The sequence below is a fragment of the Exiguobacterium sp. Leaf196 genome (assembly GCF_001423965.1).
GTDB lineage: Bacteria > Bacillota > Bacilli > Exiguobacteriales > Exiguobacteriaceae > Exiguobacterium_A.
In genome coordinates this window covers 28,627-50,394 of record NZ_LMPV01000012.1, presented here as the reverse complement: position 1 = coordinate 50,394, position 21,768 = coordinate 28,627, and the positions used below count along the sequence as shown (strand labels likewise).

General features: G+C 48.7%; 23 protein-coding genes. 6 read left to right on the top strand and 17 right to left on the bottom strand.

The window, feature by feature from the left end; translation table 11 throughout:
• Positions 1–7: 7 nt before the first annotated feature.
• The 3 genes from ASG02_RS14470 to ASG02_RS14460 form a co-directional block, all read right to left on the bottom strand.
• Complete coding sequence (locus tag ASG02_RS14470) at positions 8–1,324, bottom strand: calcium-binding protein (RefSeq protein ID WP_056064678.1); 1,317 nt, start codon at positions 1,322–1,324, stop codon at positions 8–10.
• Between the two features lie 293 nt (positions 1,325–1,617).
• On the bottom strand, positions 1,618–2,139 hold the full coding sequence (locus tag ASG02_RS14465) for an NUDIX domain-containing protein (RefSeq protein ID WP_056064675.1): 522 nt from the start codon (positions 2,137–2,139) through the stop codon (positions 1,618–1,620).
• Between the two features lie 18 nt (positions 2,140–2,157).
• The gene (locus tag ASG02_RS14460) at positions 2,158–2,652 is read right to left on the bottom strand and encodes an LURP-one-related/scramblase family protein (RefSeq protein ID WP_056064672.1); all 495 of its coding nucleotides are present in this window, start codon (positions 2,650–2,652) and stop codon (positions 2,158–2,160) included.
• A gap of 153 nt (positions 2,653–2,805) precedes the next feature.
• Here ASG02_RS14460 and ASG02_RS14455 point away from each other — a divergent pair, with 153 nt between their 5' ends.
• Together ASG02_RS14455 and ASG02_RS14450 are read left to right on the top strand one after the other, a co-directional pair.
• Positions 2,806–4,413 (top strand): FMN-binding glutamate synthase family protein, encoded by a 1,608-nt coding sequence (locus ASG02_RS14455; protein ID WP_056064669.1) that lies wholly within the window; start codon positions 2,806–2,808, stop codon positions 4,411–4,413.
• A 107-nt stretch (positions 4,414–4,520) separates the two neighbouring features.
• Positions 4,521–5,516 (top strand): tRNA-dihydrouridine synthase, encoded by a 996-nt coding sequence (locus ASG02_RS14450; protein ID WP_056064667.1) that lies wholly within the window; start codon positions 4,521–4,523, stop codon positions 5,514–5,516.
• Positions 5,517–5,561: 45 nt separating this feature from the next.
• On the opposite strand, the gene ASG02_RS14445 is transcribed toward ASG02_RS14450, so the two are convergent.
• From ASG02_RS14445 to ASG02_RS14425, 5 genes are all read right to left on the bottom strand, one after another.
• A complete protein-coding gene (locus tag ASG02_RS14445) occupies positions 5,562–6,074 on the bottom strand; it encodes a hypothetical protein (protein WP_056064664.1) in 513 nt (170 codons plus the stop codon).
• Positions 6,075–6,105: 31 nt separating this feature from the next.
• Entirely contained in the window at positions 6,106–8,865 is a 2,760-nt protein-coding gene (locus tag ASG02_RS14440; protein WP_056064661.1) for a glycoside hydrolase family 3 C-terminal domain-containing protein, read from the bottom strand.
• 15 nt (positions 8,866–8,880) lie between these two features.
• On the bottom strand, positions 8,881–9,960 hold the full coding sequence (locus ASG02_RS14435; protein WP_235514050.1) for an alpha/beta hydrolase: 1,080 nt from the start codon (positions 9,958–9,960) through the stop codon (positions 8,881–8,883).
• Positions 9,961–10,135: 175 nt separating this feature from the next.
• Positions 10,136–11,323: a DUF4317 domain-containing protein gene (locus tag ASG02_RS14430; RefSeq protein ID WP_056064655.1), complete on the bottom strand. Its 1,188-nt coding sequence runs from the start codon at positions 11,321–11,323 to the stop codon at positions 10,136–10,138.
• 96 nt (positions 11,324–11,419) lie between these two features.
• Positions 11,420–11,617, bottom strand: coding sequence for a hypothetical protein (locus ASG02_RS14425; RefSeq protein WP_056064652.1), 198 nt, complete (start codon positions 11,615–11,617; stop codon positions 11,420–11,422).
• A gap of 193 nt (positions 11,618–11,810) precedes the next feature.
• On the opposite strand from ASG02_RS14425, the gene ASG02_RS14420 reads away from it, so the two are divergent.
• The 4 genes from ASG02_RS14420 (at position 11,811) to ASG02_RS14410 (ending at position 13,397) form a co-directional block, all read left to right on the top strand.
• On the top strand, positions 11,811–12,431 hold the full coding sequence (locus tag ASG02_RS14420; RefSeq protein WP_369814227.1) for an HNH endonuclease family protein: 621 nt from the start codon (positions 11,811–11,813) through the stop codon (positions 12,429–12,431).
• A gap of 15 nt (positions 12,432–12,446) precedes the next feature.
• On the top strand, positions 12,447–12,686 hold the full coding sequence (locus tag ASG02_RS14415) for a hypothetical protein (protein WP_056064645.1): 240 nt from the start codon (positions 12,447–12,449) through the stop codon (positions 12,684–12,686).
• 156 nt (positions 12,687–12,842) lie between these two features.
• Complete coding sequence (locus tag ASG02_RS15630; protein WP_156359010.1) at positions 12,843–12,995, top strand: hypothetical protein; 153 nt, start codon at positions 12,843–12,845, stop codon at positions 12,993–12,995.
• A gap of 27 nt (positions 12,996–13,022) precedes the next feature.
• Positions 13,023–13,397, top strand: coding sequence for a hypothetical protein (locus ASG02_RS14410; protein WP_056064643.1), 375 nt, complete (start codon positions 13,023–13,025; stop codon positions 13,395–13,397).
• A gap of 1 nt (position 13,398) precedes the next feature.
• On the opposite strand, the gene ASG02_RS14405 is transcribed toward ASG02_RS14410, so the two are convergent.
• The 9 genes from ASG02_RS14405 to yycF form a co-directional block, all read right to left on the bottom strand.
• Complete coding sequence (locus tag ASG02_RS14405; RefSeq protein ID WP_369814225.1) at positions 13,399–13,797, bottom strand: GNAT family N-acetyltransferase; 399 nt, start codon at positions 13,795–13,797, stop codon at positions 13,399–13,401.
• A 198-nt stretch (positions 13,798–13,995) separates the two neighbouring features.
• A complete protein-coding gene (rlmH, locus tag ASG02_RS14400) occupies positions 13,996–14,475 on the bottom strand; it encodes a 23S rRNA (pseudouridine(1915)-N(3))-methyltransferase RlmH (RefSeq protein ID WP_023469837.1) in 480 nt (159 codons plus the stop codon).
• Positions 14,476–14,547: 72 nt separating this feature from the next.
• Positions 14,548–14,709 (bottom strand): CxxH/CxxC protein, encoded by a 162-nt coding sequence (locus ASG02_RS15455; RefSeq protein WP_069201504.1) that lies wholly within the window; start codon positions 14,707–14,709, stop codon positions 14,548–14,550.
• A 143-nt stretch (positions 14,710–14,852) separates the two neighbouring features.
• Positions 14,853–16,142 carry a S1C family serine protease gene (locus ASG02_RS14395; RefSeq protein WP_056064637.1) on the bottom strand — a complete coding sequence of 430 codons (1,290 nt, stop codon included), beginning with the start codon at positions 16,140–16,142 and terminating at the stop codon, positions 14,853–14,855.
• 106 nt (positions 16,143–16,248) lie between these two features.
• Entirely contained in the window at positions 16,249–17,040 is a 792-nt protein-coding gene (locus tag ASG02_RS14390; protein ID WP_056064634.1) for an MBL fold metallo-hydrolase, read from the bottom strand.
• Positions 17,041–17,050: 10 nt separating this feature from the next.
• A complete protein-coding gene (locus ASG02_RS14385) occupies positions 17,051–17,887 on the bottom strand; it encodes a two-component system regulatory protein YycI (protein WP_056064631.1) in 837 nt (278 codons plus the stop codon).
• 6 nt (positions 17,888–17,893) lie between these two features.
• Complete coding sequence (gene yycH / locus ASG02_RS14380) at positions 17,894–19,210, bottom strand: two-component system activity regulator YycH (RefSeq protein WP_035411747.1); 1,317 nt, start codon at positions 19,208–19,210, stop codon at positions 17,894–17,896.
• A complete protein-coding gene (gene walK / locus ASG02_RS14375) occupies positions 19,207–21,057 on the bottom strand; it encodes a cell wall metabolism sensor histidine kinase WalK (RefSeq protein WP_035411745.1) in 1,851 nt (616 codons plus the stop codon). The genes yycH and walK overlap by 4 nt, the downstream gene beginning before the upstream one ends.
• 2 nt (positions 21,058–21,059) lie before the next feature.
• Positions 21,060–21,767, bottom strand: coding sequence for a response regulator YycF (gene yycF, locus ASG02_RS14370; protein ID WP_023469844.1), 708 nt, complete (start codon positions 21,765–21,767; stop codon positions 21,060–21,062).
• Position 21,768: the final 1 nt, after the last annotated feature.

The following is a 21,768-nucleotide window of genomic DNA, read 5'->3' as shown; positions in this document are numbered from 1 at the left end:
TAAATAATTATTGGATGACTAGATTAACTTTTTTAGACCATTTACCTTCAAATTCTCTAGAGATTTTCATTCCATAAATTTTCCCGCTTAATCGAATATCGTAGTCGTTACCTTCTAATACTTTTACTTTTTGGTCTTGGTTTGCCTGTGTTGTGAACGGTGGAATTGATAAATTATAATAACTATCCTTATCCCATGAAGAAGGAATCTGACGTTGACCACCGCTAACATAACTCGAATTCAATCCTGCTACTCTTTTTCCAGCAGCATTTTTCACACTAATTGTAGATTCAATGACGTCAGGTAATGTGATTGAAAAATCAGGCATATTTTTTATGATTTCAAGACTGAACATATTTCCACCTAAAGTGACATTTGACATACAATCCGGATTTTTTCCAGGATAGTCTGTATATCCACTCTCAAATAGTTTCCCAACCTGCCAGTTATAGTATTTTCCAGTAAAAGCATCAAATTCAAAATGACCGTTTTTATCGATTAAACCGGATGCAGCAGGCTCTTCCCCAATGAGACTGTTCATGAAAAAGTAGCAGCCTTTCAAGTCACTGTTATGAATAGTTCCTTTTACATGGACCACTAAATCACCTAGGTCTTTTAACAATTGGCAACTCGAGCTCTCACTATCTTCTTGATCTAGATAGCATGTATTACTACCTTGTCCTCCATCAATATGATCGTCGCCTTGATTGCCTTTCAAGATATCACTACCTTCTTTTCCGACGATTTCATCATTCCCTTTATTACCTTCGATTTTATCATTTCCAGCGAGTCCAACGAGCGTATTTTTATGATCGTTCCCTTGGATTTTATCGTTTCCTGTTCCGCCAGTTAAGTTTTCAACATCACTACTAATTAAATCCCTTTCGTTTTTTTCTCCATCATCTTTTTTATTGTTTAAGCTGACATTCAAATCTTTTTTCTTCTCGCTGTATGAAACGGTATCGATTCCTTCGTTCCCTTTAAAATAATCTGATCCACTTTCCCCTTTGAGTGTATCGTTTCCTGTTCCTCCATATAGCTTATCGTCTCCTGACCCCGCAACAATTGAATCATTACCACTTCCACCATCAATTGTATCGTTTCCTCCAAGACCCTGAATTTTATCATTTCCGCCTAAACCGCAAATTACATCAACTTTGTTAGTACCTTTTAAGGTATCGTTTCCTTTTGTACCGATAATCGTACATTTTTTCCCATCGCTTGCTTTTAAATTTTTTGTACTTGCTGTTACTAAATTTTCATTTACAACGAGTACTAAAATTGCAAGTAATAATCCAGTTATAAATGTTTTAGCTAATCCCATCTTTAATTCCCCTATCTAAAAAAAATTATTTGTGCATACCTTTATCGGTAAATTATTCAAAAATATTAACTAATTATGTAATTTATTAGTTTTTATAGATGCTCTTTTATTGTATTTTCTTATACTCACTATAAAAATTATGTATTTTACTTCCCTTCGAAACGGCTTTGTATCAAAAGTATTAATAATGAAGTTAAAAAGTTAAGTAGTTTTAGATTCATGTATGAAGCGGAACTTCGAAAATCTGCTTAATCAATCAACAAGCCCTTCCGGATCATCGGAAGGGCTTGTTTTTATACTTCATTATGTGCGCCATAGCTATGACGAAGGGCAAATAACAGTCGAATCAATGATTCATGATAACCGATGAACCAGCCTTCTTCGATCCCATTGACGATCGCTTCTTCTGTCATCCAAGCGACACGCTGAACTTCTTCTTCCTGCAGTGTCAAAGTCGTCAGATCCACTTCTTGTTCGACGAGATAATAATCATCAAAACCGATTTCAAACGGAATCGTCAGATGGGGACGGACACCCGTGAAATCAATATCGAGTCCAAGCTCTTCCGACAGTTCCCGTTGCGCTGCCATCTGACTCGTATCCCCGCTGATCGCACTGCCCCCGACCGTCAGATCCCACATGTTCGGCCAACCGGATTTGAACGGTTGCCGTTGTTGGACGAGCATCTCTCCCTTGGCGTTAAAGACACAGACGTGAATCGTCATATGATAATCGCCGGCTGTATGTGGCGTTCCCCGTGTCCAGAGCCGTCCTGTTTTCTTGCGATCTGCTGTGTATACATCCCACTGTTCCATCTTGCATCATTCCCCTTTTTAATTGATGAAAGACGAGTTATTCGAGCTTTCCTCCGCTTTGACGCAATCAATCGCGACGACGAGGGCGATCAATAATTCTTCCATCGCTTCATCTTCGACTTCGATCATGTACTGATCGGTCCAAGAAATCCACTTTTTCTGCACGCGACCAATCCGTTGTCCCTGTTGCAGGACTTCAAAATCGACATCCCACCAGTCGCCTGTGACTTCGAACTGATCCGAGTTGATTGTATAACGGTCCTTGAAGAACGTGAACTCTTTGATGATTTCAAACGATTGTCCTGCTGCTTCGACATAAAAGACTGGACGGAAACTAAACGTTTTTTTCTCGATTTCAGCGACGACTTCTCCATTTCGGTTCGTTACGGTGAAGGTCTTCGGTAATTTCATAAAACTACCCTCAATGTGATACGCATCGTGTCCTTCTTCGTCCTGAATCGCAAATCGCCCACGCAAACTGAAAGCTTTTTGTTTCATATAAAGTGTATGCATACCGGTCTCCTCCTTTAATGTATAGTCTTATTTACGACATTACTGACAGAAAAGATTCAAAATCTGGAAATAGCCAGTTGGTGCAGTTTGTAACAGAAGCTTCAGTGGTATCAACTTACATAACACGAAATCTACGGGAAAGAAGGAATTTTGATGTCTATCGATACGATTGTGCTCTTCATTTTACTCGCCATCGCCCTGTTGATCATCCTTGTCCCACCCCTCCTCCTTTGGCACGTCTGGCGCGCCGATCGTCGCCAGCAAGAACATGCGGTCCTGCGCAACTTCCCCGTCCTCGGAAAGATGCGCTATATCCTCGAAAACATGGGACCGGAACTCCGCCAATACTTATTTCTCAACAATAACGAAGGCAAACCCTTCTCCCGCAATGAATACAAGACAGCCGTCCTTTCTGGCAAATACCAAAGTCGGATTCTTGGTTTTGGCTCGGAACGTAATTTTGAAGAAGCTGGTTTTTATGTACAAAACGCCCTCTTTCCAACGAATCGACAGGAATTACGGATCGATCAATCAGAACGTGTCGATACGCACATTTATCAAATTGATCGCGATGAACTGTTTACGCGGAAAGAACATCTTGTTGCGAAGCAAATCTCACCGTATCTCTTGAAAGTGGAGGATGCACCAGTCATCGGGGCGACGACGTGTCGGCACCCTTATCAAATCCAAGGGCTGATCGGTCAATCAGCGATGAGTTTTGGTGCACTCGGTGACCGGGCCATCACCGCTCTATCGATTGGACTCGGTCGCGCTAAAGGAAGCTGGATGAATACTGGTGAAGGCGGGCTATCCGACTTTCATCTCAAAGGTGACGTCGACATCATCTGTCAGATTGGTCCCGGTCTGTTCGGTGTCCGGACGGAGGACGGCGACTTTTCGTTCGACGAGTTTCAGAAAAAAAGTGAGTTAACGCAAGTCAAAGCCTTCGAACTCAAACTTGCCCAAGGGGCTAAAACGCGTGGTGGACATTTAGAAGGCGCAAAGGTCACGGAAGAGATTGCCGCTGTCCGGAAGGTCAAAGTCGGTGTCGGCATCGATAGTCCGAACCGGTTTAACGAATTCACGACACCAGAGACGATGCTCAACTGGGTCGAACGTCTACGTGAGATTGGCGGAAAACCAGTCGGGATCAAAGTCGTCGTCGGTAATCTTGAAGACATGCGTCAGTTGATTGCTTATATGAAAGAATCCGGTCGTCATCCAGACTTCATGACGGTCGACGGTGGCGAAGGAGGGACAGGCGCGACGTTCCAAGAACTTGCGGATGCTGCCGGCCTACCACTCTTTTCCGCATTACCGTTCGCCCATCAACTTTTGACAGAAGCCGGTTTACGCGACAAGGTCAAAGTGTTCGCATCTGGTAAGCTGATCAGTGCTGATAAGATTGCGATCGCTCTCGCCCTCGGCGCTGACTTCGTCAACATCGCGCGTGGTTTAATGTTTAATGTCGGCTGTATTCAAGCCCAAGTCTGTCATACGAATCACTGTCCAGTCGGCGTCGCGACGACTGATCCGAAACTGCAGAAGGCGCTGATCGTCGACGAAAAAAGTTTCCGCGTGACGAACTACATCATCTCGTTACGAGAAGGACTCTACAATCTGACGGCGGCAGCAGGACTCGTCTCACCGACGGAACTTCGCCCAGAACACGTCATCTATAAGGACGAAGCCGGACACCTGATTCCGGGTCCGGACTGGATGAAGCAGCATATGGTACACCAATCTCTTTCCTCACGGTAACGAATAGCACTCACTTGCACTTTTTAACGAGAGCGCTTAAAGTGTATAGTTGATGAAATTCTTTAACCACACATGTGCATTACCTTAAGGAAAGGGTTTAATATACTATGAAAAAGAACTTTTGGCAGGACTTACCACGACCATTTTTCGTCTTAGCACCGATGGAAGACGTCACTGATGTTGTCTTCCGCCACGTCGTCGCAAAAGCGGCGCGTCCGGACGTCTTCTTCACGGAATTCACGAATACAGAAAGCTATTGTCATCCGAAAGGCAAGCAGAGCGTCCGCGGACGTCTCGAGTTCACGGAAGATGAACAACCCATGGTCGCTCACATTTGGGGCGACAAACCGGAATATTTCCGCGAAATGAGTATCGGTATGGCAGAGATGGGCTTTAGCGGGATCGACATCAATATGGGCTGTCCCGTCCATAACGTTGCTGTTAACGGAAAAGGCTCTGGCTTGATCAATCGTCCGGAAGTGGCGGCTGAACTGATCCAAGCTGCAAAAGCAGGCGGTCTCCCGGTCAGCGTCAAAACACGTCTCGGCTACACGAAGGTCGAAGAATGGCACGATTGGTTGCGTCACATCCTCGAACAAGATATCGCGAACCTCTCGATTCACCTCCGGACACGTAAAGAGATGAGTGCCGTTCCAGCGCACTTCGAATTGATTCCGGAAATCAAGAAGTTACGTGATGAGATCGCACCACAGACGTTACTGACGATCAATGGGGATATCAACGATCGCCAACACGGTCTTGAACTCGTCGAGAAATATGGTGTCGACGGCGTCATGATCGGTCGCGGGATCTTCCACAACCCGTTCGCGTTCGAAGTCGAGAAAAGAGACCATTCGAGCCAAGAACTCCTTGACTTGTTACGTCTACAACTCGATCTACACGATCATTACTCGGCTCAATTCGAGCCACGTCTCTTCAAGCCATTACGTCGGTTCTTCAAGATTTACGTCCGCGGATTCCGCGGCGCGAGTGAACTTCGGGTCAAATTGATGGAGACGAACTCAACGGACGAAGTCCGTGCTTTACTCGACGCCTTCGTTGAAGAAGAAGGCATTCACGAGGTCAACTCGTTTTCAATCTAACAGCAAAGCACGCCTCCTCGGCTTGAGGAAGCGTGCTTTTTCGTGTCACCAGCGTTCGACGGTTTGCCGCGTATCTGCACACCATTGTTCAAAATCAGACTGATGCGTCAGCGATAGGAAACGTCGTTTGCCGAGTCGCCGATCGAGCCGTGCGATACCACGGATGAAAGGATGTGGATGAACGAGTGCTTGTTCAAACGCAAGATTCGGATACTCTAACAAATCTTGTTGCATCTCATAGTTCTCTAGATACCCGTCTTGTTTGACTTGTCGTTCGATCTCAGCCGATAACGCATGCGACTGTTCCAACCAGTCGGACTGCCATAACGCTCCGTCAGGTTTTTCCGGTAACTGTGCAGCCCGTAACGCGTAACGCCGATCGACTTCCCGTTCGAAGCGAAAATCGTCTGCTCCAAGAATCTCTTCTCCGTCAAACGTCACCCAGACACGACTAGGACTGTCTTGAATCCGGTAGACAGCTGCATGAAAAGCAATCCGTCCCTGTAACGACGGGGAAAGCAGTTGCTCGACCCGTTTTTTGATGATAGAAAACTGCACACAATCCGTCCTTTCCGTCCGGCTAATCTAATCAGCCGTTCTTCATATGAAACGATTCCGCAAGCGTGAACGTCAACTCTTTTAACTCGAGACCACCGAGTGCAAAGTAGAGTTTTAAATAGTTGTGTGGGTTGAAGACGAAGACGTCCTTCGTCTGGCTGACCCACTCGCCGTTCGTTCCATTGAAGGTAAAGGTCGCGACCGGCTTGTTGTTCGCAAACAATATAACCGGCATCTGGGCCAGTTCTCCGGCGTTCGAACGTGCCATCAACGTGACCTGATACATCCCTGTCTCTTCTGCTGTGACGGCGAAGATGTGACTACTGCCTGTCGTCGTCGAAACATCTGTTAACGGGAACGCATCTCCACTGACGAGGCGTTGGTGCGAGACCGCTTGCTCTTCGAGTGTCTCTTCTTCGACCGGTGCCCCAAGGACATCAATCGATGTTGCTGTTCCCATCACACGGTCCATGACTGGTGAACGCAACAGGAACTGACAGATGTTCGCGGCACTCCGCAGTAATTCGGAACGTCGAAGTGTTCCATCGGCAAGAGCCGTCAACGTATCATCCTCGAATGGATTCGTTCCTGGTTCGCCGACGACCATGTAGAGATCGTTTTGCGAACGGACCATCGTCGCCGTTTGTTGACGGTTTGCTTCCAAACCTTCGGCGTTGATTTTCGCCCACCAGTCCGTCATGACGATTCCGTCAAAGCCCCACTCATCACGTAGGATCCGCGTGTTCTGATCATATAAGCCAGCAGTCCAGATACCATTGACGGCACCATAAGTCGTCATGATCGAGTACGCTTGCCCGTCCTTGACTGCCATCTCGAACCCTTTCAGGTACAACTCACGTAACGCGCGTTCAGACACGATTGAATCCAAATCATGCCGGTGGAACTCTTGGTTGTTGGCACTGAAGTGTTTCAACGTTCCCGTCACACCCACACGATGCATCCCGTCGAGCTGTGCCACGGCCATTTTTCCATTCAGATACGAATCTTCCGAGAAATACTCGAAGTTCCGTCCGTTGAGTGGATGACGATGGAGATTCATCCCAGGTCCAAGCAACGTATCAATCTCGTTCTTTCGTAACTCAAGACCTGTCATCTCAAATAGATCGGCAATCAACGTCGTGTTGAACGTCGAAGCCAGCAACGTTCCGTTCGGTAACGAGAAGGCCTTCGTTCCGATGTCCATCCGGATCCCGGACGGACCATCTGCGCAACAGCCTGCCGGAATACCGAGTGCTTCGAGTTCTGCCGTCACGCCACCGAAGGCACCCGCCGTTCCCGGTGTGACACGCGGTGAGTTCATCCCTTCCCCCCGAACGATTGCTGCAAGATCCGCATCCGTCAATTGATCGAGGAACGTCTCAAGTGTGACCCGTTCTTCTTTAACGTCGCGTAACTTCCAACCAGCGTCTTCCGTCTGCGTCCGGTCAACGGGACGCTCTTGTTGACGGCGCTGTTCCGGATCGATTGTCCGTAGTGGTGTCGCTTCATACGTCACCGTATATCCCGTTTCGGCCGCTTGTGGTTTGATACGTTCAAACGCCGTCACCGGTGCCATGTTTTCCGTTAAGACATCCGTGACGTCAAGCGTCTCAACGGAATGGCTTGCGACTAGAACCGCCGACCGGACGTCCGTCCCGAGATAGAGCTGATACGCGCCAGGTTCAATGACATAAGACGACTTATGCCCGGTAACGCCACTATCGTCATAACTCGCGAACGAGGCGAACGGTACGACGAGTGTGAGAGATTCTTGCTCGCCCGGTGCGAGTTCTTTTGTCTTGCCGAACGTCACGAGTTGACGCGTTGGGTTACCGAGTTGTCCTTGTGATTTCTCAAGGTATCCTTGTATGACTTCCTTCCCGCTCATCTGCCCGGTATTCGTCACTGTCGCTGTAATCGTCCAGGCATCAGCTGACGTCGTCACATCTGTCGCAAGGTTGAACGACGTATACGATAATCCGTAGCCGAACGGATACAAGACCGCTTCCGGTGCGAACGTCTCGAAATAACGGTATCCGACATAGATGTCTTCCTGATACAACGCGCGATCGGCATGACCGAAGTATGGTGTCGACGGATAATCATCGAGTGAACGGACGATCGTATCCGGTAGTTTCCCGGACGGTGAGACACGTCCGAGCAAAAGATCACTCAGCCCGGTTCCACCTTCCATCCCCCCTTGCCAGGCATAGAGGACAGCACTTGGCGCCGTCTCTTCGACCCAGCGCATATCGATGATGTTCCCGACATTCAACACGACGATAGTCTGCTTGAAGTGTGTAGTTACGAGACGAAGCATCTCCTGTTCCGTCTCCGTCAGGAAGTAACTCCCTGGATCCGCTGTGTTGTCGCGATCTTCCCCAGCCGTTCGACCGATCATGATCAAGGCAACATCGGAATCAAGCGCTGCTTGCTGAACGAGCGTCGCGTCAAGCGGCATCTCTTCTTGCGACCATGGCTCGGCTGCCCAGCCTTCACCTTGGTCAAACGGATGGTCTTCAAGCCATGTTTCGTACGCCTTGAGGACGTCCGTATTCAGTGTCACGTCTTCGCGCAACATGTCGAGTGGACTAACGAGGTTCGTGACGTTGACCATCCCGCCTGATCCTGTGCCACTTTTATAGTAGTTGAACTGGTTACGTCCAAAGACTGCGACCGTTGTTTCGGGTTGCAACGGGAGTACACCATCGTTTTGTAAGAGCACCGCTCCTTCAGCAACGGTCTGTCGTGCGAGCTGTGTATAGGCTTGCCAATCGAGCGTGTATGTCATCAGTCATCCACCTTTTTAATTAGTTTGAGAAAAGAGTCGTTTTAAATCCTTCGCGATTTCATCTAAGCTGTCTTCGGCTTGCGGATAAAGACCGAGTTTATCGAGAAAAGCATGTTCCATTCCGCGGTACTGGAGATAGCGTGTTTTGACGCCGGCACGCGCGAGTTTTTTCGCATATGCTTCTCCTTCAAGACGTAAGTAATCAAACTCCCCTGTAATGACGAGTGCCTCTGGTAAATCGGTGAGCGTCGCGAACAACGGCGAGATCCGTGGATCCTTCGAATCACTTGCTTGGACATACCATTGCTCGAGAACACCTTCTTCATCTTGTAGCGAAAAAATGATCCGTTCGAGTAGCTCAGGTTCCGTTTGTCGGTCATATGCTTCAAGTGTCCAGTCATATTCCGAATTCGGATGTTCACCGACATTAACGACCGGATAATATAAGACTTGATAGCGAATATACGGCGTCGGACGCTCGCGGTCGAGTAGACAACAGACCGTCGCTAAGTTCCCACCGGCACTATCGCCGGCAACCGCGATTGCGCCTGGATCAATCCCGAGTCGATCGGCATGTTCAACTGCCCAATCAATCGATGCATGACAATCTTCAAGCCCTGTCGGAAACGGATGCTCTGGCGCCAATCGGTAGCCGACCGACAAGACAGCGACGTTCCCTTTATCTGCTAATGCCTTACATGGATTCTCGACCGTCTCGAGCGTGCCACCGAAAAATCCACCGCCGTGGAAATAGACGACGAGCGGGAGCGGACGCGCTGCTTCTGGACGATACAGCCGTGCTTCGATCGTGGTATCGGGTCTTGGAATCGAGAGGACGTCCGTTGAAATCTGCCGTGTCGTCATATCTTCATTGTCCCAGCCCATTCCGGCACGCGCCAGTTCGACTGGCGACGCACCTTCCGGAATCGAGACCGATGGACGTTGCGTGAGGATGACCTCACGGACACGCGGATCGAGTGTTCCTGGAGTCGAGACGTCGGGAATCGGCTTATCGACGATTTCAAGACCGTCTTGATGAATCGATGAACGATTTCGTAACGTTTGCAGTAAATCTTGCATTGATGTGGTAGACAATTGAATTGCTCCTTTCCTAGTCAAACAATTATCGAAAGCGCTTTCGATAACGGTTAAAAAAATTTCGAACGCCTCTTTTAAAAAAAGATACCGCTTACATCACAATATACCTGTCTTTGACAGGAGAAGCAAATGTTTCACCCAAAAAAATCAGCGCAGTTGCCTGCGCTGATCTTCATCGTAATTGTTCTTGCGAAACGATCGTAAAGCCATCGATGACCGTGTCTTCCTCGACCTCAATCAACAGGCATCGTTTACCTTGATAGTTGACTTGTTTGACGTACTTCAAGTCTTGCGGACTGATCGCGATGTTTGCGACCTTCGTATTGATTTTAATCGATTTCGCTTCATAGTTCGGAACGATGTTACTCGCCTTCATCTCATACGTTGGATCGTCGACAACCGTCTTGAACGCTCGTTCGACCTGCTCCGTGCTGACGTCTTCGACACCACTCGCCTTGAGGACACGCTCAACTTCCTGAACGTCGAGCATCGGTACGTCTTCCTCATCTTGATCCTCTTCGACGACGATCAACTGGTTGATGTTTTCATAGACACCGGCTAACGTCTTCGTATCCATCGATTCACCGACGACCGATTTAACGATTTCCTCGAAAATCGCTTTATCTTCATCTGCCGTGACGATCGGTTGACCGTTCAAGACGTGTTCAAGGAAGCCGAAATCCGGTTTATTCGGTTTGCCCGCTGCATACAAAACATGATTGACGTCTGCTGCGTTGTCGGTAAAGGTCGGGAAGAGAAATCCACCGATCGGCGACGCCAGTTTGATGACCGGATTGATGAATAAGTTCGACTTGAATTCCCGTTCGACAAAATCAAAGACGAGCGATTGTTTCGGTAACTCCGTTAAGTTAAGGCTACCGAGGATGAACGGTGTCGTATAGACGTCGTCATTCGGATCGATCTCTGTCTCATCCGCTTGGCGCTTCGTCGTTTTATAGTATTGTCCGCGAATGAACGTGACGACGAGGTCATTCTCGTACTGGACGTCTTGAACCATCTTCAACGCCATCGTCTGCATCTGTTCGACCCAGTCCTCTGGCTCTTCCGCATACAGTCCTTCGTAAAGCAGTTGTTGCGTATGACCCGTCTCTCCTTCTTCCGGATGGGTGAACTTGACCTCGAACAGCTTGACGTCGAGTTTTCCACCTAGTACCTTCTTGAAGTTTGCAAGGAACAGCTCCTGTTGTTCCGGATCAAGCAACGGAAACGGTCGGGCTTCCTCATGATAGATTTCGCTCGTCTCTTTTCGGATATAGACGTTGTAGATTTCATGGATTTTTAGTAAATCGGCATCCATCTTGAAGTGACGACGGATGTCGGCGATGTCTTTTTTATTCATGCATACCAGCTCCTCGAATCATTATCCTCGAATCATTAAAATCCTGCTTCCTGAAAAGCGTACCATATGCGAGATGACCCGACATCTTTTAGAAAATCAATACGCACGGAACGAATAAGCGCGTGTGACGGGATTAACGATCTCATATTCATATTCTTGGTGGGCAGCGCGAGCTTGCGCGATGCAATTCTCTAGTTCTTTTGTATTGAAATAACGTTGTGCTTCCGTCAACGTGCCACTTACGACTAAAAAGACACCGCACACGATCAACCAACCTTTGATTCGTTCATTCATTAACATCGTCCCCTTTCTTCTCCACCTAAATCCTAACATCAGACCCTTTCATATAATGACAAAAATTTAATTTTAGTAACATTTACACGATATTTATTTTCTCCTAAATGAGTGATGCCATACTAAAAATTGTGAAGGGTGTCTTCACATCATCTCGTCTCATACATAGGAGGAATGACACGTGTTCAAAGCCATCAAGTCCATCGTCATCACTACGCTCGTCTGCCTGATCGCTTTCCAATTCGATACGACATCCGTTTCCGCGTTACCATCGGGCATCTCGTCGAAAGCCACGGCCCAGTCTCAACTCGATGCCTTGACTGTTAAAACAGAAGGCAGCATGACCGGTTATTCGCGCGATTTGTTCCCGCACTGGAGTAGTCAAGGAGGCGGCTGTGATACACGACAAGTCGTCTTAAAACGTGACGCCGATTCATATGTCGGATCGTGCCCCGTTACATCCGGTTCTTGGTATAGTTACTATGACGGACTGACATTCACGAACCCGTCTGACCTCGACATTGATCACGTCGTACCGCTCGCTGAAGCATGGCGCTCAGGAGCAAGTAGCTGGACGACGACGACTCGTCAAGCGTTCGCAAACGATTTAACAGGTCCGCAATTGATCGCTGTCTCTGCAAGCTCGAACCGTTCAAAAGGGGACCAGGATCCGTCGACATGGAAGCCGACACGGGCAGGTGCGAGCTGTGCTTACTCAAAGATGTGGATCAATACGAAGAGCCGCTGGAACCTCAGCTTACAGTCGAGTGAAAAAACAGCCTTACAAACGATGTTGAACACATGTACATACTAAAAAGGAGTTGATTCGATGGAAACGAAAACCTCTATCTTTACCGCCACACATGGTGTCATGACGCAAGAAGTCGGGGTCATCAGCGGTGAACTCGAACTCCGGACGACCTGCCAGGAGGACGGAACGTTAGAACTAAAGATTGCTTACGTCGGGGCGATAGACGTCTATACGTTACCCGGTAGTTATCGTGTCCATGACGTGCGGGATCATGACGTCATCCATCAGATGCTCGTCAATGTACTAGAGCGAACATAATGAAAAACAGACGCTGTCCAAGTTAATGGGCGGCGTCTATTTTCGTTCTGTATATTCAAAATCAGATTGTCATTATTTACTAAATCATGCACTTTATCTGACGTTCTATCCGGTATAGTGAGAACAACGTCATCATCCATTTAGGGGGTATAGCTCATGCGAAACGTTTTGATCCCAACCGGTGTCATCTTAAGTGGTGCAGGTCTCTACATGGCACTAGAAAGTCACGTGCCTGCGTTACTCGTTACCGGTATCATCATGCTGTTTGGTTACGGTATTGGTATCATCACGAAAGAAAAGTTGGAGTAATCCATAAATCTAGTTAGGAGGATAACTATGATTCAACAGTTCATCAAGGAACAGCAGTCGCACGCTACTATTGGCGGTTTTATCGCTAAGTCTGCCGACCCGATCCTAGCCCACGTCAATCCATCGCGTTTACAAGACAACGATCTTGTACTGTTGATTCAAGCGGACCAATCGATTATTGTCTCTTTCGCTAATTCACAAGATCAATCAGGTTGGACGCCACTATCACGAGAGCAGATTCATCGATCGAAAAGTCTACTTGCACCTAAGACATGCTACTTTAAAATTACGCACGGTGTACATGCCGGAACCTATTTGATTTCACCGGATTTGATTGTGAATGATCAATTCAAGAGTGAGAAAGATTATTTAGAAGTTCTAACATCAACAACGAATAAGTAACTCATAAATGTTTTATCAAGACGATTTCGTCTTTAATCGGAACTCCCTTTTCATTGTATAACGGGATTTCCGGTTTTATTTTGCGTGCAAGTTCTACGGCATTCGGAATCACCTGCGATATTGTATATCCCCGATGTTGATAGAAACGTATCGCACGTTCATTGTCGTTTGTCGTAACGAGCGTCAGCAAGTTGCATTGTTGCTGTGTTGCCTTTTCTTCTACCATTTGCATCAATTGTGAACCGATTCCTTTATTTTCTTCAAGACTATCCAGTGAAATGATTTCGCACGTCTGTGAAGTAATATGATAGGTGATTAGTCCAATGATTTCATGATCATCATTCGTAACATAAAATCCATCCAACAGACTGCAATCATGAACACCTGTTGACGTTACCATTTGTGAACTGCCCCAGTGCACAGTAAAAAAGTCTTTAATCTGACTACGTGTTTTCTGTTCTATAATCTGAATAACCATTATGTATACCTTTCATTTATATTTATTATGTTAATTGTGATATAAGGGTTAATCTTATTATTTAAAAAAGACCACCTCGAGTATCAGTTACTACACTTAAGGCGGTCATCTAAATACTGTTTATTTATGATAAGGCTCATTCCGATTAATCCGGTACGCCCGATAAATCTGTTCACAAAGGATCATCTTCATCAATTGATGCGGAAATGTCATCTTTGAGAAGGAGATTGTATCGTTCGCACGCTGCATCACTTCTGGTGCAAGACCGAGTGATCCACCAATGACGAAAGCAATTTTGCTCTTGCCGTATGTCGCGAGTTGATCGAGTTCTTTTGCGAACTGTTCACTCGTCCGTTGTTTTCCTTCAATAGCAAGTGCGAGGACGTGAACATCCGGTCCGATCTTCGCTAAAATCCGTTCGCCCTCTTTTTTCTTCACTTGTGCCATCTCCGCTTCACTCAACTGCTCTGGTGCCTTTTCGTCCGCGACCTCGATTTCTTGGATCGAACAGTACGCGCCGAGACGCTTCGTATATTCGGCGATGCCTTGCTTCAAATACTTCTCTTTTAGCTTTCCGACCGTAATGATGGTAATTTGCATCTTTTTTCTCGCTTTCTGACAGAAAATTCAGGAGTTATCCACAGAGTTATCCACAAATCCACATGTTGATATTTATTTTTTGCTTGACACAAGATATGTTGCCGGTGCCTCGCAGTATTCACAGGTGATGTTTTTTTCTGGATTTAGCTGATCGAGAATCGGGTATTGTTCTGTTTCATCTACGATTTCGTCGAGTGCGAGCTCGACATGTTCTAAACAAACGTACTTATCCACAGGTGGTCTCCTCCTTTCACTTATCCACATTTATCCGCTTCCAGTATAACAAATATCGACCTTCCTGACCGGAAAAGCCGCAGGTTCCTTACTTAAAAAAACCATCCACAGGTCGGACCTGTGGATGGTTTTCAGGTGATGCCTTACTGAACGGTTGGCGACTGAGCCGACAACTTTACATCTGCTGTCTGTTTTTCACCGCCCCGGTAGAACGTGACTTTGACCGTTTCACCGACTTTTGCATCCCGGTAGAGAACGCTTTTTAGATCAGCGAAGGACGCGATTTCTTTACCATTGATCTCAACGATGACATCGTTTGCCTTCATCCCCGCTTTTTCGGCTCCACTGTTACGTGTTAGACCAACGACGACGATTCCTTTCGTGACATCATCCGGTAATTTCAGACGATCTTCGCGGTATCCGCTTGGGAATTCCTGCACGTCGCGAATCTGAATCCCGAGCTGTGGACGAACGACTTCGCCGTTTTGCTCAAGATCACGCATGATTGGTAACGCTTCGTTGATCGGAATCGCAAATCCGACTCCTTCAACACTTGCTTCTGCAATCTTCATCGAGTTAATCCCGATCAATTGACCAGCTGTGTTGATGAGCGCTCCACCGGAGTTCCCCGGGTTGATTGCTGCATCGGTTTGAATGACTTCTGTATTAAAGTCTTGCTGTCCATCCTTGTTCGTATCAACTGGAACCGTCCGTTCCTGCGCACTGATGACACCGCGCGTGACGGAGTTCGCGAAAATCCCGAGTGGGTTTCCGATCGCAAGCACCGTTTCACCGGCACGTAACGTATCCGAATCCCCCAGTTTTGCGACTTGTGTCACTTTCGATGAATCAATCGAGAGGACGGCTAAATCGTACGTCGGATCTTCTCCGAGGACTTTTGCCTCGAGTGCTGTTCCGTCAGATAACGTGACAGACAGGCGGCTCGCGCCTTCGACGACATGGTAGTTCGTGACGACGTAGGCTTTATTGCCGTCTTTTTTATAAATGACGCCGGACCCTGCACCCGTTTCCTGATCAGTTCCTTGAAACGAGCTCTGAAGGTTCGTCACGCTCACGACGGCTTCCTTCGTCTTACCGACCGCACCGACGATGTCGGCTTCATCCTCTGTCGTCTGTGTCGCGGTCTGTTCCGTTGCCGTTGACGAAACCGGTGTCGGACTTGTCATCTCATCACGGACGAACGGCCACGCGACGAGGGCGATCAACAAGGCTCCGACGATTCCACCGATCAGACCGACGAAAAAGGCTTTTCCGGCACCGCGACGACGCGATTGTTCCGGTTGTTCTTCATATGGTTCACGATAAGGGCTGACCGGTTCGCTCGTTGCCGACTGACGGGGCGGGAAGCCGCTCTCATCGGATGACTGTTCGTATCGTTCGGATTCGTTCCGTGGTTCTTCCGGTCGATCCATCGACATACGCCTCCTTTATGACTCTCTTTACACAAGTATACCCCCATCACGTGGCAAGTGAGCCAAATGTGGGGGTCTTTTGAGCATATTCAGTAATTTCCCATAATCAAAGCTTCAGAAGCGGCGTCGGAATGACCGGATCCGTGTCGAGAAGCTGAATCTTACTCAGATCGACGTCACGGCTCGCGAGCGTCTGGGAGACACTCATCCGGGCGAGTTCCTTCATGTTGTTATCCTTGCTCAAATGGGCCATGTGGATCCGTTTCGTCCGGTCGTCAAGGACCTCGCTCATCGCGATCGCAGCGTCCTCGTTCGAGACGTGTCCGTAGTCGCCGAGGATCCGCCGCTTGACGCTCCACGGATAATGTCCCATCTGGAGCATACCGATATCGTGGTTCGCTTCGAAGATATAGGCATCGGCGCCCCGAATGACACCTTTCATCCGGTCCGAGACGTATCCGGTATCGGTGATGTGTGCCAATCGTTTTCCTTCATGCGCGAACTGGAAGAACATCGGATTCGCTGCATCGTGACTGACGTTGAACGATTCGACCTCGATGTCACCGAACTGCTTGACCTCTCCGACTTCCCAGAGGAACTTCAGCGCCGGATCGATCTTACCAATCTTCGCTTCCATCGCCGCCCATGTCTTTTCATTGGCATAGAGCGGGATGTTGTACTTGCGTGCCATGATGCCGACGCCTTTGATATGGTCGGAGTGCTCATGGGTGACGAACAGACCGTCGATACCCTGCGGCGACCGGTCGATCTGGTCGAACAAGGCGAGCATCGCCTTGCCGGTCAGTCCCGCGTCGACGAGCAAACGAGTCTGTTCACTTTCGATATAGAGGGCGTTCCCCGTCGAGCCACTGGCCATGACGCTGTAGTGTAGGCTCATCGTGCATTCCTCATTTCTCTGAGACTGTATCCAATCGTTCGACGGTCTGGACACCGCCGTCAATCGCATTGACGAAGTAGACTTCTTCATTGTCGAGCTCGATTTGCCACGTCGGCGGCAGGATTTGAACGGATTCCGTGCCTTCCGTGACGAGACAGAAATAACCGAGCTTGTGACTCGTCAACCGCTTCGATGCCGGAAACAAACCTTGCTCCGACAACTGGACGATCGCTTCACTTGCCGATAACAACGTCACATCCTGTGCTTGCCGGACGACCTTGTTCAAGTGGCGTTGCTTATAGCTGACGATTTCCTTCGCATCGTTGAGCTGCAAGACGAGCAGGGACGGTCCGATCATCGCATCGTCCTCACGCGACTGCTGTGGTGTCGAATAGAGCGGCTGTCCCTTATACGTCTGAACGAATGTCATCTCCTGATACTTACTATCATACTTCCAAAATGTATATTCGGCACCATACCGAACGGACGCTTGAACGAACGATGAAGCGGAATCCCGCATCGTCTTCGCTTCGAGTCGGTACGGTTTCGTTAAGCGGACCGACCACTCGACATCGTTTTTGACGGAGGCGACCGCGTCACGAATCGGTGAACTCGCAAGTGGTGCTAACGTTCGTGCGTCGACTTCGGCTGTTAAATAGCCAATGTCTCGCGTGACCGGTTGCAGTTTTTTCTCGTCGATGTGACGATCCTTCAAGATCGACTTCCCGGTCGCACTCGTCGCGACGATCCGCGGCTCGACCATCCGGTCCATCAATTGAATGGCAAGGTAGACGTTCAGGATCAAAAAGGTCAGCATCAATAAGGTCTTCGCTTTACTCCAGTCCATTCGTCCTCACCCCTCATTCCCGACAGCTTGATTGATCGATTGCCAGACTCCATCGACCTTGATGAACCACGTCGGCTCAAAGACAGCGTAGCGGCTCGTTGAAATTTTATACGTCATCTCATATCCGACCCGGATCCCACTGATTTCTTTTAAGAGATCGGCGCGTCTTAAACGTTCAAGAACCGTTTCAACAGCCGGCACCGTCTCTTCCCGAAGGATCAACTTCCGCTTCGCTCGAAGCATGCTGCGGCTGAGCGATCGGACTTGATTTTCTTCATACATGATCTTCAGTGTCGCGAGATCGAACTTCGTCTGTTCGAGCAACGGACCGCTCTCCCCGAACACCGGATACCGGTTCAAGTACAACCGGAACGTCGCCGTCTGTTCCTCGCCCTTCTTACTCATCTGATCGAAGTAATAGCGGAAACCACTCCGTTGTGTCTCTTGATCAAGCCAGCCTCCATGAATGTTGACGTAGCTAACGAGCGTGCTGTAATCAACGGTCGAGCTTTGGGTGTTCGGCGATAACGTGTTGAAGCGATAGACATTGTAGTTTCGGTCGTACGTTGAGACGCTGACGCCATCCGTCAAGACGTCGAGATCATCGCGACTCTTGATTTGCTGGACGTTCGAATTTTCGGCAAAGAAGGCACTCCGGATGCGATCGAGTGGTTGCGGCGATTGCCCGACCTCGTCATAGACGAAGACTTGTTCCAGCCGTGTCGTACCACTCGCGACATACGTATAATCGCCCCCTTTGAGTTCGACACGCGTCATCGGTTTTTTCTTATCGTACGCGAACAGTCGTTTCAGAACCGTCTCATCGCCGACGAGTTTAAAGTCCTTTAGGCGCCCCGTCGCCGACTCAAGACGGAGAATCGGACCATCGTAATCGAGGAGATAGAGCCGTTTGATCGGTTCTGAGAACGCGATCTGTTTTTCTCCGAGTAACTCCTCAAGCATCGTTGCGCTGATCGGTGTCGGAAAAATCATCTCGACGCTCCGCTCGCCGACCGGGATGTTCTTTGCTTTATCCGTCAGGACAAGGACCCCGATATTGAACGATGCACCGATCCGGTTGAGGAAGGTCCGCCCGATGATTTGCGTTTGGTACGTCCCTTCCTGATCGGAATAGACAAGTAATTCCGGATTAATCAGCTGGTTGCTTTCAATCGTCTTTGAGGCATCGATCTCGTTGAACGAGACTTGTTCCCGCTCGATCGATTCACTGCTTGGATGATAGGTCCAGAGCATCGCTGTCTGAGCGATCGAACCGGCGACGAGCAGGACGAGTAACAGCGAACTCCAGTGTTGTTTCTTCATCCGGCATCCACCTCTTCGATCACCTCATACGGAAGCGTGAAGTAAATCGTCGTACCGCGTCCCCATTCGCTTTCTGCCCAGATGTCGCCACCGTGAGCCGAAACGACGTCTTTCGCAATCGACAGACCAAGACCAGTTCCGCCGATTTTACGGGCACGGGCTTTATCGACACGATAGAAGCGTTCGAAGATTTTTTGGAGATTCGCTTTCGGGATTCCGACACCTTCATCCTTGATGCTGATGACGATCCGTTTTGCCCGGAGCATCGTCCGGACGGTGATTGTTCCGCCTTCCGGTGAGTATTTGATCGCGTTCGTCAGGATGTTATCTGCGACCTGAATCAATTTATCCTGATCTCCACGGATATAGACTTTCCGCTTCATGATCTTACGACGGAAACGAATCCGTTCCGGCTTCGTCATGTCATGGCGATCGAGAATCTCATTCAAGAACTGAATGTAATCGAAGCGGACCTTGTTCATCTTGTATTCCTTACTGTCCATCTTCGACAGCTGTAAAAGATCGGTGACGAGGCGGATCATCCGCTCCGTCTCATTTTGTGTCGTCTCAAGGAAACGCGGTGCGAGTTCCTCATCCTGATAGGCGCCTTCTGCCAAGGCTTCGAGGTAGCTGCGCATCGTCGTCAGTGGTGTCCGGAGCTCGTGACTGACGTTCGCGACGAATTCACGTCGATCCTGTTCGACCTGCTCCTGTTCCGTGACGTCATGTAGGACAACGATCATCCCGGTAATCGGTCCACTGTGTTTCTTGACGGGCGAGAAGAATGCCCGGACGAGGAACAGTTCGTCCTCACTACTGAAATCAAGCAGACGAGGTGGCATCGTGCCGTCTTCCGGAATCATGAAATCGTCACCGAGTGCCAGTAGATCCTTCAAGTTCGTGCCGACGACACTCGCATCGTCAGCCCCGACGATATCCTTCGCTTGATCGTTCATCAAGATGACGCGCAGCGTCCGGTCCGTCGCAATCACGCCGTCGGTCATGTTCTCAAGGACACTCGTCAACTTCCGCCGTTCGGCTTCCGTCGTCGCGTTCGCTTCGAGCAGCTCATCCGTCAATTCATTGAACGAACGAGCAAGTTGCCCGATCTCATCATCCGAATAGACTTTGACCTTCCGCGAGAAGTTCCCGCGTCGCATCTCGATCGCTTGACGCCGCATATCCGAAATCGGACGCGTGATCGTCCGCGACAGCAAGACTCCGAGAATCGACGTGATGACGAGGGCGATGACTGTTCCGGTCGCCAAAATCCGCGTGACCTGTTGCATCTGCGAATAGATCGACTCCATCGAGGCACGGACATAAATCATCCCGGTTGTCACACCGTCTCGTTCCGAGGTGACGGGTACGGCAAAGATCCGGATCTTATCTTCTGATTCCGGATCGAGTACGGTGTCCGTCCGGGTCGAGCTCGTTGCCTGCGCTTTTTTAATCAGTGAATTCGTCGCCCGTTGACCGACCGCCGACTGGTTCTCATCATCCGATGTCGCTTGGATGATCGAGTCCTGATCGATGATCTGGACTTCGAGGATGTCGTTCCTTGAGGTGGAGCCATTACTAAACTCAGACAGCAGTTGCCCTAGTGATTGGGACAACTGCCGCTTGGAGGCTTCATCATCGCCTGTTTTATCGAATTCCTTCCCGACGTTATAGGCGACAAGACCTGCCCGGTCCTCGACCGACTTCGAGAAGTTCGTAATGTACTGCTTTTCAAGGGAACGAACGAAGTAGACACCAATGACCTGCATCGCCACTAAAATCAATAAGGCATAGATGACGACAAGTTTCCATTGGATGGATTTAAAGAAGTTCGTTCCTTTTAACATCGTTATTCATTCTCCCCGTCTTGGAGATAGTAGCCGACCCCACGACGCGTCATGATATAGACCGGCGTACTTGGGTTATCTTCGACTTTTTCACGAAGACGGCGCACTGTGACGTCGACTGTCCGGACGTCACCAAAGTAGTCATAGCCCCAGACCGTCTGCAACAAATGCTCACGTGTCATGACTTGACCGATGTTTTTCGCGAGGTAATGCAACAATTCGAACTCACGTTGCGTCAGCTCGATCTTTTGATCCTTACGCGTCACTGTATGTGAATTCGTATCGATATACAGTTCTCCGACTTTGAGTGGACCTGGTCCAACCGGTTGTGGTGTAGCTTCCGGACTCGTATTGCGCAAGTGGACTTTAACGCGGGCGAGTAACTCACGTGAGCTGAATGGCTTCGTCACGTAATCATTCGCACCAAGCTCAAGACCAAGTACCGTATCAATTTCAGAATCCTTTGCTGTCAGCATGATGATTGGAATCTTCGACGTCTTCCGGACTTCCCGGCAGACCTCCATCCCGTCCATTAGTGGAAGCATGATATCAAGTAACATCAAATCCGGTTTGAACTCCTCGAATTTTTCTAATGCCTCCACACCGTCGTTTGCGATCGCGACCTGGTAGCCTTCTTTTTCTAATTTAAACTTGAGTATATCTGCAATCGGTAACTCGTCATCGACGACTAGAATTTTACGTTCCGTCACT